Annotated in this window: 6 protein-coding genes, 1 tRNA gene and 2 rRNA genes; all 9 read right to left on the bottom strand. The window is 59.1% G+C overall.

Going from position 1 to position 12,156, the window contains the following annotated elements:
* Positions 1–23 precede the first annotated feature (23 nt).
* Positions 24–2,998, bottom strand: a 23S ribosomal RNA gene (locus DW796_RS01010).
* Positions 2,999–3,398: 400 nt separating this feature from the next.
* A 16S ribosomal RNA gene (locus DW796_RS01015) occupies positions 3,399–4,905 on the bottom strand.
* Together the 16S and 23S rRNA genes form the textbook arrangement of a ribosomal RNA operon.
* 767 nt (positions 4,906–5,672) lie before the next feature.
* Positions 5,673–6,470 carry a TraX family protein gene (locus DW796_RS01020; RefSeq protein WP_117803424.1) on the bottom strand — a complete coding sequence of 266 codons (798 nt, stop codon included), beginning with the start codon at positions 6,468–6,470 and terminating at the stop codon, positions 5,673–5,675.
* A 194-nt stretch (positions 6,471–6,664) separates the two neighbouring features.
* Positions 6,665–6,740 (bottom strand) — tRNA-Lys (locus DW796_RS01025).
* Between the two features lie 28 nt (positions 6,741–6,768).
* Entirely contained in the window at positions 6,769–8,049 is a 1,281-nt protein-coding gene (locus DW796_RS01030; protein WP_118093998.1) for an aminopeptidase, read from the bottom strand.
* Positions 8,050–8,138: 89 nt separating this feature from the next.
* Positions 8,139–8,714, bottom strand: coding sequence for a hypothetical protein (locus tag DW796_RS01035; RefSeq protein ID WP_117855538.1), 576 nt, complete (start codon positions 8,712–8,714; stop codon positions 8,139–8,141).
* Entirely contained in the window at positions 8,715–9,593 is an 879-nt protein-coding gene (locus DW796_RS01040) for a phosphoribosylaminoimidazolesuccinocarboxamide synthase (protein WP_117743382.1), read from the bottom strand.
* Between the two features lie 118 nt (positions 9,594–9,711).
* Positions 9,712–11,277, bottom strand: coding sequence for a cell wall metabolism sensor histidine kinase WalK (locus DW796_RS01045; protein WP_089572558.1), 1,566 nt, complete (start codon positions 11,275–11,277; stop codon positions 9,712–9,714).
* Positions 11,278–11,288: 11 nt separating this feature from the next.
* The gene (locus DW796_RS01050; protein WP_006236208.1) at positions 11,289–12,011 is read right to left on the bottom strand and encodes a response regulator transcription factor; all 723 of its coding nucleotides are present in this window, start codon (positions 12,009–12,011) and stop codon (positions 11,289–11,291) included.
* Positions 12,012–12,156: the final 145 nt, after the last annotated feature.

The raw sequence follows: 12,156 nt of genomic DNA on the forward strand, positions 1-12,156 counted from the left end.
GTCCCGCGGGCCGCGAGGTGCGGTTCCGGAAGAGCTCGGGCGATTAGTGCGGCTCGGCTGAGGCTGTCGCCAGCCTTGCACCTGCCGTCTATCGACCAGGTAGTCTACCTGGGCCCTTACCGGAAGGAGAACTAATCCCTGGAACGGCTTCCCGCTTAGATGCCTTCAGCGGTTATCCGCGCCGCACGCGGCTACCCGGCCGTGCCGTTGGTCGACAACCGGTTCACCGGAGGTGCGTCCACCCCGGTCCTCTCGTACTGGGGGCAGCCTCCATCGATTCTCCTGCGCCCACGGAGGATAGGGACCGAACTGTCTCACGACGTTCTGAACCCAGCTCGCGTACCGCTTTAAACGGCGAACAGCCGTACCCTTGGGACCTGCTCCAGCCCCAGGATGCGATGAGCCGACATCGAGGTGCCAAACCTTGCCGTCGATGTGGACTCTTGGGCAAGATCAGCCTGTTATCCCCGGAGTACCTTTTATCCGTTGAGCGACGGCCCACCCACTCGGGGCCGCCGGATCACTAGAGCCTGCTTTCGCACCTGCTCGGCTTGTGGGCCTCGCAGTCAAGCCCGCTTGTACTCTTGCATTCAAAAGGACGGTTGCCGACCGTCCCGAGCGGACCTTCGCGCGCCTCCGTTACCCTTTAGGAGGCGACCGCCCCAGTCAAACTGCCCGCCTGGCACGGTCCCCGAGCCGGTTGACGGCCTCGGGTTAGGACGCCGGTCGCGCGAGGGCAGTATTCCAAGGGCGGCTCCCCGGGGGCTGGCGCCTCCGGATCTGTGCCTCCTGCCTATCCTCTACACGCGGGACCAGCGGCCAATGCCAAGCTGCAGTGAAGGTTCACGGGGTCTTTCCGTCCTTCCGCGGGTAAGTCGCATCTTCACGACCAGTGCAATTTCACCGGGTCCATGGTCGAGACAGCGCCCAAGTCGTTGCGCCTTTCGTGCAGGTCGGAACTTACCCGACAAGGAATTTCGCTACCTTAGGACCGTTATAGTTACGGCCGCCGTTTACCGGGGCTTGGCTTCGGGGCTTCGCGCGATGCGCTAACTCCTCCGCGTGACCTTCCGGCACCGGGCAGGCGTCAGACCCTATACGTCGCCTTGCGGCTTCTGCAGAGTCCTGTGTTTTTGGTAAACAGTCGCTTGGGCCTCTCCACTGCGGCCCGCCTCCGCTCCCGGAGCAAGTCCGTTCACGTACGCGCGGGCACCCCTTCTCCCGAAGTTACGGGGCCATTGTGCCGAGTTCCTTGACCATGGTTGACCCGATCGCCTCGGTATGTTCTACCCACCCACCTGTGTCGGTTTGCGGTACGGGCGCGCACGCGCCTGCCTAGGGGTTTTTCTAGGGACCTCGGGCTCACTCGCTTCGCTTGATCGCTTCGTCCGGAGCCTCGCCCTCGTGCGGACCGGATTTCCCTGGTCCGCGGGCCGCGCTCCATCACGGGGACGTCCAGAACCCCGCCGAGCCACCCCCATCCGTCGCCCCGTCGGTCGTAGCGCCGCGTGCGCGGTGCAGGAATGTCTGCCTGCTGCGCGTCGGCTACGCCTTCCGGCCTCGCCTTAGCCCCCGACTGACCCTGGGAGGATTAGCCTTGCCCAGGAAACCTCGGGTTCACGGCGGACGAGTTACTCTCTCGTCTCTCGCTACTCATGCCAGCATTCTCACTCCCATGCGCTCCACCGCCGGTCGCCCGGCGGCTTCACCGCCCATGGGAAGCTCCCCTACCGATTCTATATAGATAAAATCCCGCCGCTTCGGTGTCCAGCTTAGCCCCGTGTATTGTCGGCGCATGTCCACTCGACCAGTGAGCTGTTACGCACTCTTTGAATGCATGGCTGCTTCTAAGCCAACATCCTGGTTGTCTGGGCGGACGCACATCCTTTGCCACTCGGCTGGAACTTGGGGACCTTAGCGGGCGGTCCGGGCTGTTTCCCTCTCGAGCACACAGCTTAGCCCACATGCTCTGACTGCCGCGCTCTGGGCCGCCGGCATTCGGAGTTCGGTTGGATTCGGTAGGCGGCGAAGCCCCCTCGTCCATCCGGTGCTCTACCTCCGGCGGTGAACGCGCGACGCTAGCCCTAAAGCTATTTCGGGGAGAACGAGATATCTCCGGGTTTGATTGGCCTTTCACCCCTATCCGCAGGTCATCGCCGCCGTTTTCAACCGACGTGCGTTCGGCCCTCCACGGGGTCTTACCCCCGCTTCAGCCTGCCCACGGATAGCTCACCCGGCTTCGCGTCCGCGGCGCGGGACTCAAGTCGCCCTGTTAAGGCTCGCTTTCGCTACGGCTCCCTTTCGGTTAACCTCGCCCCGCGCCAGCGACTCGCTGGCTCATTCTACAAAAGGCACGCCGTCACACCATATAGGTGCTCCGACTGCTCGTGGGCGCACGGTTTCAGGTACTGTTTCACTCCCCTCCCGGGGTGCTTTTCACCTTTCCCTCACGGTACTGGTGCGCTATCGGTCACAGGGTAGTACTCAGGCTTGGATGGTGGTCCACCCAGGTTCGGACCGGGTTTCACGTGCCCGGCCCTACTCAGGGACCGCGTCGCGCCGTCCGGTCTGGGTTCGCGTACGGGGCTGTCACCCGCTGCGGCCGGCCCTCCCATGCCGTTCCGCTCCCCAGCCGGACCTGCGCCCGGGGGCGGCAGCCCCCGGATGCGCGGCCCTGCAACCCCGTCGGCGGAACCCCTGCCGGGTATGCCCGCTCGACGGTTTGGCCATCGGTCCCCTTTCGCTCGCCGCTACTCGGGGAGTCTCGAGATTGATTTCCTCTCCTCCGGGTACTTAGATGTTTCAGTTCCCCGGGTTGTCCTCCCGGCCCCTATGTGTTCGGGGTGGGGATATCCACACTGCTGTGGATGGGTTCGCCCATTCGGAGACCCCCGGGTCGAAGGATGTGTGCTCCTCGCCGGGGATTATCGCAGCTTGCCGCGTCCTTCATCGGCTCCCTGTGCCAAGGCATCCGCCGTGCGCCCGTGGTATCTTGCGGGACCGCATCGGGCCCGCGGGATATCCACGTGTCGCTAATTAAGTTAAATTAATCGATATCATGAATAGCGCTCGTATGTCGCAATTCGGGTATCTCATACCGCGGCACAGTGTCTTCACTGTGCTCGCGATCAGATGCTCCTCACTCATTAATAAGTGAATTCTTCTTGTTTGGATCGGATGAATGATTGCTATCATTCTGTCTGATAAATCGCAGAAAAGAATCGAGTCTGGAAGAATGATCTTCCATCTCTCTCCTATCGCTATGCGGCTCTCAAGGTACGCGGGTGCGACCCCGGGGACCGGGTGCTGCGGGGACTTCCCCCGGGCGACATCCACCGGACGGGCTCCTGCCCTCTATTCGAGTTAAAGTTTGTCTCTCTAAGAACTTATCTCCCTAGAAAGGAGGTGATCCAGCCGCACCTTCCGGTACGGCTACCTTGTTACGACTTCACCCCCCTCACCCTCCACACCTTCGGCGCCTCCCCCCTTGACGGTTGGGCCGGCGACTTCGGGTGCAGACGACTCGGGTGGTGTGACGGGCGGTGTGTACAAGGCCCGGGAACGCATTCACCGCGGCATGCTGATCCGCGATTACTAGCAACTCCGACTTCATGGGGGCGGGTTGCAGCCCCCAATCCGAACTGGGGCCGGCTTTCCGGGATCCGCTCCCCCTCGCGGGGTGGCATCCCTCTGTACCGGCCATTGTAGCACGTGTGCAGCCCAGGGCATAAGGGGCATGATGACTTGACGTCGTCCCCGCCCTCCTCCGCCTTGACGGCGGCGGTCCCGCGTGGGTTCCCGGCATCACCCGATGGCAACACGCGGCGGGGGTTGCGCTCGTTGCGGGACTTAACCCAACATCTCACGACACGAGCTGACGACAGCCATGCACCACCTGTATGGGCTCCTCTCGGCCACGGGGTCTCCCCCGCTTCACCCATATGTCAAGCCCTGGTAAGGTTCTTCGCGTTGCTTCGAATTAAGCCACATGCTCCGCTGCTTGTGCGGGCCCCCGTCAATTCCTTTGAGTTTTAGCCTTGCGGCCGTACTCCCCAGGCGGGACGCTTAATGCGTTGGCTGCGGCACGGGGGGATCGTCCCCCCACACCTAGCGTCCATCGTTTACGGCTGGGACTACCAGGGTATCTAATCCTGTTCGCTCCCCCAGCTTTCGCGCCTCAGCGTCGGTCTCGGCCCAGAGGGCCGCCTTCGCCACCGGTGTTCCACCCGATATCTGCGCATTCCACCGCTACACCGGGTGTTCCACCCTCCCCTACCGGACCCAAGCCGCGGAGGTTCCGGGGGCTTCGGGGGGTTGAGCCCCCCGCTTCGACCCCCGGCCTGCCGGGCCGCCTACGCGCGCTTTACGCCCAATGAATCCGGATAACGCTCGCCCCCTACGTATTACCGCGGCTGCTGGCACGTAGTTAGCCGGGGCTTCTTCTGCAGGTACAGTCTTGACTCTTCCCTGCTGAAAGCGGTTTACGACCCGAAGGCCTCCGTCCCGCACGCGGCGTCGCTGCGTCAGGGTTCCCCCCATTGCGCAAGATTCCCCACTGCTGCCTCCCGTAGGAGTCTGGGCCGTGTCTCAGTCCCAATCTGGCCGGTCGGTCTCTCAACCCGGCTACCCGTTGTCGGCACGGTGGGCCGTCACCCCGCCGTCTACCTGATGGGCCGCGGAGCCATCCCCTCCCGTCGGGGCTTTAGCCGGGGTGCCATGCGGCACCCCGGGGTATCCGGTATTACCCGTCCTTTCGGGCGGCTATCCCGGGGGAGGGGGCAGGTTCTCCACGTGTTACTCAGCCGTTCGCCACTCGCTTCCACCCGGAGGTGGGTGCCGTTCGACTTGCATGTGTTAGGCGCGCCGCCAGCGTTCATCCTGAGCCAGGATCGAACTCTCCGTCCAAAATATCTGGGCTTCGAGCCCGTCCGGTCCTCTCAGTTCATCGCTGATCGGTTCCGTTCGATTCATATGGTTCTGTATAGGAAAAGGAATTTCTCGGGGCCGCCTCTCGGCGGCCTTGCGAAAAACAAATCCAAGTTAGACCATTTCAAATGGTTCGATGTCTGCCCGGATGCGACACAACTGGTGTGTCCATCCTCGCAGTATCCGGTTCTCAAGGTGCACGCCTGGCGGCTGATCCGGTCCGACCGGCCCGCGCGGCAAGGAGATATATTGCCAGACCGGAGGGGAGCCGGGGTCGGGAATCGCGCACTCCATATTTTGTTCACAAATGAATAGGTCCCTCAGTCGCATCACTGAGGTTAAAACTGAAGCATTGGCTTCTGATATTGGCGATGACCAGCTGGTTTATAGGTGTTAAGGCATCGGTCATCTCTGGAGCGCCACTTTACTCCAAAAGCATCAGCTGTTTGTTTCCCGTCGGTAAAAGGCAGGTTTTGTTCGCCAAGCGTTCTTATATATAGAGAAGTTCGGGTTCGAACCCGTGGCGCGGCAACAAAAAAGCGACCAGCCGGAGCCGATCGCTTTCTATTCTATGCTGGATCATCCAGAGGGCGCTTCCGAACTCATTTTCTCGCTGCCATTCATGCTTTCGAAGCATCTTTCTACAGCCCTCGTTGTCTATCCTCGTATCTCACAGGTCTTCCGGAAATTCACAAGCAGTCCTAGGGTCAATTTAGTTCTGCTTTCAGAGACTTGTTTGAGAGTTTTTAAAGACAGTTCAAAACAATAAGTGAGACACCATAAAGCAGAGCAAGATGTGCCGGATAGAAAATGTAGAAGAAGTATTTCAGCCTCAGCCCTCGCTTGCCATTATAAAAATTGATAAGCAGCAACGAAACAACCGCGGCAGCAACATCAGGATTAAGTACATTAGCCGCAGCAAGCTCAAATCCGCCGCCAACTATATGGCATGACGAAAGGAGCACTGCGCATACTGCAGCAAAGAACATCTTGCCCTTGCTGTCGTGGAATAAATAGAATGCAGCCACAAGCAGAATGCCATACACACCGCCATCTAGTTTAGTGTATTCAGCTGCCAGTGCTGTCAAAACAATCAGAGCAATTTCTGCGATGCATCTCTTCCATTTTGAAAGGCTTCGTATCTTTTCCAGAATAATCAAAAAGACCAAGGAAAGCAGGAGCTCACACATAACATTTTGTTGCCGAAGGTCGAATAGTTGCCCGGTTTGAACGAAATCGTATATGGGCTCCGCAATGATTGCGAAGACAAGCATATTTCGCAGGTACTTCTTTATGTCATGAGTATGCAAAAATCCCTCAACTATCAAAAAGCAAAATAAGGGAAATGCAATTCTGCCAAGAACATGAAGCACATCCGAAGCCTCGCTTAGAATCGCCCACTGTTCGTCTGATATCTGACTGTACGATGCGTGAGTCATGATTCCATTGGTCAGGACGATCCTGCTTACATGATCGAGAACCATCGAAATGGCTGCTATTATCTTTAATGTGCTGCCGCTAATTCCGTATCTATTTGTTTTCATTTCGTATTCCTTACTTTGGGTGGGCCGTCAGGGGTTCAGCCTGCTCCGCAGGCGGCCGCTGCGGCGCTTTCGCGCCTTGCGCGCTGCGCTGGCAAACGCTCACGCGTTTACTCAGCTCCGCGCCCCGACGGGTTCGAACCCGTGGCGCGGCAACAAAAAAGCGGCCGGCGTCCACCAGTCGCTTTTCTATTCTATGGTGGGCCGTCAGGGGTTCGAACCCTGGACCTTGGGATTAAAAGTCCCCTGCTCTGCCAGCTGAGCTAACGGCCCGCGGGTGGCATTGTACCACGGTCTGGGACTATTCCCAACTCCATTGGCCGTTCTGGAAAATCACAACTTCACGTCCATCAGGCGTAATGCCCGTAATATCGATGTCGTCCGTACCGATCATAAAATCGACGTGCGTGCTCGAGACGTTAACTCCATGCTCCAGGAGCTCCTCCTTGGACATGTCATACCCACCCTCGATACATTCGGGGAAACCGACACCTAGCGCGAGATGGCAACTAGCGTTCTCGTCATAGAGCGTATCGTAGAACAGAACGCCACTTTCGCGAATCGGCGTGTTCTTGGAGATGAGCGCGACCTCGCCCAGACGAGCGGCGCCTTCGTCGGTGTCAATGATGCTCGCAAGCGTCGCCTTGCCCACGCGGGCATCGTAGTCCACTACGCGGCCGGCCTCGAACTTAATCCAAAAATCATCAACCTTGTTACCGTGGTGAATGAGCGGCATGGCCGAGTACACGATACCGTCGGCGCGCATACGATCAGGCGAGGTGAAGACTTCCTCGGTGGGAATGTTGGGGAAGAATGGGTGCCCATCGGGCGTCTCGCCCTTGCCGCCGGCCCACTCGTGACCCTTCGTCATGCCAATCGTCAGATCGGTTCCATTTGCCGCGGTGTAATGCAGGCGGTCAAAACGATTGTCGTTCAGGAAACGCAGGTTCTTTTCGAACGCCGCGTCATGAAGCTCCCAGTCGCTCTCCGGGTCCTGGCCATCGGCACGAGCGGTGTGTAGAATCGCATTCCATAGCTTATAGATCGCAACCTCATCCGCATCGCCCGAGAACACCTCGCAAGCCCAGGCAACGACCGGCGCGCCGGCGATGCACCACGGGTTGATGTTGTAGTCCAGCCCACGGCGGAAGACCTTGCACTGCGTATTCCTTGCCTTGGAAGCCGCGGCGGGCTTGGCGGGGTCAATGCCCTTCAGAGCCGCTGGGTCCGCACCCTCGATAAAGATAAAGCAGGCACCGTCCTGGGCCAGGGAATCCAACTGCAGGCGCTTCCACTCGGGCGTCTGCTCAAAATAGCTTTTATCGACATGCTCGTACGTAAGCCTTGTCACGGCGTCATCGGCCCAAATGACTGTCACGTGACCGGCACCGGCGGCATAAGCCTCCGCGACCACCACGCGGGCAAATGGCGCGCACTCGACCGGAGACTGAACGACAACCTCCTGGCCGGGCTTGACGTTTACGCCCTTGCGGACAACCAGACGCGCATAGTTTTTAATCTTGGGCTCCAGGGCCTTCATGCCCTCCAGAGCTTCTTCGACCGTCAGGGCAGCTCGAATCATGTGCCACTCCATCTATCTATAGAACAGTAAAAAGGCGCGCCGCAAAAACGACGCGCCTTATATCTTAGCGATAAGTATGCATGCAAACGCTACTTCTTCTTGGAGTCCTTTTTGTCCTCCTCGGCAGCTGCGCGCTCGATAAGAGCGTTGAGCTTATTCTCGGACATGCCTTCGGCCTGCGCGCGGTACATGTTGCGCAAGGGACGAATACGAGCGAAGTCATAGATAAAGTCACCCAGGATGATGACATAGGACACAACGATGCCAACCATCTGAACGGGACTGGACACCGTGCCGCCGGGAACGAAGTAGAACGAAACCCAAATTGCCACGATGAACACCATGCCGATAGCGAGCACGGCCCACCAAATACGGCGGCGCTTGGTGTAGTCCTCATCCTGCTTGAGAAGGATATTCGACACCGTGTAGATGCGATCCTCGCGGGCGCGCTGCTTGGCCTTGCGGGCGCGCTTTTCCTCCTTGGAAAGGCCTTCCAGGTTTTCGCCCTTCTCGAGCTCTTTACGGCGTGCCTTGGATGATGCCGGCACGACGTGAACAGAGCTCGCTGCCTGACGGGCGGGCTTAGCGGATGCGGCGGACTTGCGCGCAACCCCGGTAACCTCGCGGGATTGCGTGCGCTTGTTCGTGGCGCTGCGGGTACTCACTTACGCGTTCTCCTTCATACTTGTGAACTGGGAGCCCGTGATGATTTGGAAGGCCTCGCGATAGCGCTCGGACGTGCCATCGATGACCTCGGCGGGCAGGTGCGGGGTCTCCCCCGTCATATCCCAGTTGGCCTTGAGCCAATTGCGGACAAATTGTTTGTCGTAGCTGGGCTGAATCTTGCCCTCCTCGTAGCTGGCGGCAGGCCAGAAACGGCTGGAGTCGGGCGTGAGGCACTCGTCGATCAGCGTAACCTTACCATCGATGACACCAAACTCGAACTTGGTGTCGGCGATGATGATGCCTCGAGTCGCGGCATACTCGGCAGCGGCCTTGTAAATCTTGAGGGACAGGTCGCGAATCTGCGCGGCGATGTCCTCGCCCACGATCTCGCAGCAACGCTCGAACGAAATGTTCTCGTCGTGGTCGCCGATCTCGGCCTTCGTGGACGGCGTGAACAGCGGCTCGGGAAGCTTGGAGGCCTCGGTCAGACCCTCGGGCAGCTGAATGCCGCAGACGGTACCGTTCTCGTCATAGGTCTTCTTGCCCGAACCGGTCAGATAGCCGCGGACGATGCACTCGATAGGAATCGTCTGGGCCTTCTTGACCAGCATGGCGCGGCCTGCGAGGTAGTCACGATACTCGGCAAACTCCTCGGGGAAATCCGCCGGGTCGATGGAAACGAGGTGGTTGGGAACGATGTCGGCAAACTTATCGAACCAGAATGCCGAGATGCGGTTGAGCACCTCTCCCTTAAACGGAATCTCGTCGGGAAGAATGAAGTCGAACGCAGAAATGCGGTCGGTGGCGACCATCAGCAGGTTTTCACCGGCATCGTAGATATCACGAACCTTGCCACGGGAATCCGGACGACGCTCCATCGTTGTCACGTGAGTCACTCCTTACCAAAATACGACAGTAATGCGGGTTCTTTCCCGCACGTTTTCGCAAACTCGGAGCGGCAGGGACGAAACCCCTCCTTCACCGAATAGCGAAAAGCTAGTGCTCCATTGTAGTAGATGCCGCGTCCGCCGTGTGCTCGCGAGGCAGATGAATCGTAAAAGTCGTACCCTTTCCAAGCTCCGACTCCACGGAAATGTAGCCATGATGGCGCTCGACGATCTGTTTAGTCACGGCGAGACCCACGCCCAGGCCACCCGCTTCGCGGGCGCGGCTGGCGTCGGCACGCCAAAAACGACCGAAGATGCGCGACAAATCATCCTTGGCGATACCGATGCCCGTATCCGAAACCGCGATATCGACGTGTTTGCGGTCACTGAGCACCGACACCACGACCCAACCCCCCTCGGGGGTATAGCGCATGGCGTTACTCAAAAGGTTGATGACGCATTGCGTGATCATGTCGGGATCTGCCTCGACAACGTCATCGTGGCCCTGCGTCTCATCCGCAAAGCGCAAGCGCAGGTCACGATCGGCAAACAGTCGCTCCTGGCCATTCACAATCGAACGCACAAACGGCACCATGTCCACCGGCTCCAGGTTGAGCGGCGCGGTACTGTTTTCCATGCGCGACAGGTCGAGCATCTGCTGCACCAGACGGGCCAGGCGGCGCGTCTCGGAAGCGACCGTCTCCAGATGCTCGTCGTCGGTGGGATACACACCGTCTTGCATGGCCTCGACCGTTGCAAGCATGGCCATGAGCGGCGTGCGCAGCTCATGAGCCACATCGGAAGTCAGGCGCTTCTCGTGCTTCATATCCTTTTCGAGTGAGGTGGCCATCTCGTCGAAGGTCTCTCCCAGCTGATCGATCTCATCATCGCCGCGCAAGCCCGTACGAGCGGACAGGTCTCCATCGCGGATCTGCTTGGCGGTGCTGGTAATACGATGAATCGGCTTGGTGAGCATGCGCGACACGAGTGATCCGATAACGACCGAGATGCAGATTGCAACAACCGCGGCGAGGGCCATGGCGTTAAAGGTCTTCTCCCTAAATGCAGAATCCGCCTTGGTGAGCAAGGCATCGGAGCCGATGGCCCATAGCTTTACCTGTCCGACATGCTCGCCCGAAGACGTTATGATTTCGACGTTGGCAACGCTATCGGAGTCGGTTGGAGCAGACGAGACCGGGCTATGCGATGCTTTTTTACCGCTCGAGCTGCTCGACGCCGATTCGCTCTCGCGCACATCGGCGGTCGCGCTTGCCGAAGGCCATGAGTCGTCATAGACGACAACGCCCTTCTTGTTGACGACCTGCATACTCAGGTCGTCGGATACCAAACTCGATGTCGCGACCGTGCGCAGCTCGCCCGCAGTCCAGTTGCCGTTTTCCTCATACGACGTCGCAAGCTTTTCGGCAGCAGAATTGGCGATCTCGACGATATTGGAGCGCGTGTAATCCGAAAAGACCGTGCCCCACACAACAGAGACCACGCCCACCAGCACCAATACCGTCATGAGCGATGTCAGAGCAAAAGCAAGTGCCATGCGCGAGGGATAGCTCATCGTTGGCCGTGAATCGGAACGAGGCGTGTTCCAACTAGCCTTGGAACCCGCCTCGCTCTCCTGCTTGTGCTTTTGTCCGATTTCAAAGCGCGCAGGTGTCATATATGATTTCCCTATTTCTCGTCCGACTTATCGGTCTTGGCCGGAGCCTCGAAGCGATAGCCGACACCGTGGACGGTGTAGAGCCACTTGGGCTTCTTGGGATCATCGCCCAGCTTGGCGCGAAGGTTCTTCACGTGGCTATCGATGGTGCGCTCATAGCCCTCAAAGTCATACCCGAGCACTTTCTCGACCAGCTCCATGCGGTTATACACACGGCCGGGATGGCGGGCGAGCGTGGTGAGCAGCTTGAACTCGGAAGCCGTCAAATCGACTTCCTTGCCCTCGACCAAGATCTTGTGGCCCGAGATATCGATGACCAGATCGCCGAAGTCGAGTACCTCGACGGCGGGCTCGTCGGCCTGATGGGCACGGCGGAACAGAGCGCGAACGCGGGCGACGAGCTCGCGCGGCGAGAACGGCTTGATCAGATAGTCGTCGGCGCCGAGCTCAAGACCGATAATACGGTCCTCGATCTCACCCTTGGCGGTAAGCATGATAATGGGCACATCCGAGGTATCGCGGATAGTGCGGCAAACGCGCTCACCGGGGATCTTGGGGAGCATAAGGTCGAGCACAACCAGGTCGAACTGGTGCTTCTCGAACTCCTCGATCGCGGACTGGCCGTCGCCGACGCCCACAACCCAGTAGCCTTCGCGCTCGAGATAGGCAGCGACGGCGTCACGGATTGCCTTCTCATCCTCGACCAGCAGAATCTTTTTTGCATCTGAAGCCATAACACGGCCCCCCTGTCTCAATTAGCTAAGAACAAGCCCATTTTAACGCACCTGAGCCCGCCGGATGCCGCTATGAGGCGGCAGCTCGGCGGGCGGTACTCACAATTACAACGCGTTTATTCCCCTGTTGGCGCCTTTTTAACCC

The organism is Collinsella sp. AM31-2AC, from assembly GCF_003469285.1.
In the GTDB taxonomy this organism is placed as follows: Bacteria; Actinomycetota; Coriobacteriia; order Coriobacteriales; family Coriobacteriaceae; genus Collinsella; species Collinsella aerofaciens_AT.

Excerpts from the sequence above, each read along its gene's own strand:
- DW796_RS01030 (WP_118093998.1), bottom strand. The coding sequence starts at position 8,049 with ATGATTCGAGCTGCCCTGACGGTCGAAGAAGCTCTGGAGGGCATGAAG.
- DW796_RS01050 (WP_006236208.1), bottom strand. The coding sequence starts at position 12,011 with ATGGCTTCAGATGCAAAAAAGATTCTGCTGGTCGAGGATGAGAAGGCA.
- DW796_RS01045 (WP_089572558.1), bottom strand. The coding sequence starts at position 11,277 with ATGACACCTGCGCGCTTTGAAATCGGACAAAAGCACAAGCAGGAGAGC.
- DW796_RS01040 (WP_117743382.1), bottom strand. The coding sequence starts at position 9,593 with ATGGAGCGTCGTCCGGATTCCCGTGGCAAGGTTCGTGATATCTACGAT.
- DW796_RS01020 (WP_117803424.1), bottom strand. The coding sequence starts at position 6,470 with ATGAAAACAAATAGATACGGAATTAGCGGCAGCACATTAAAGATAATA.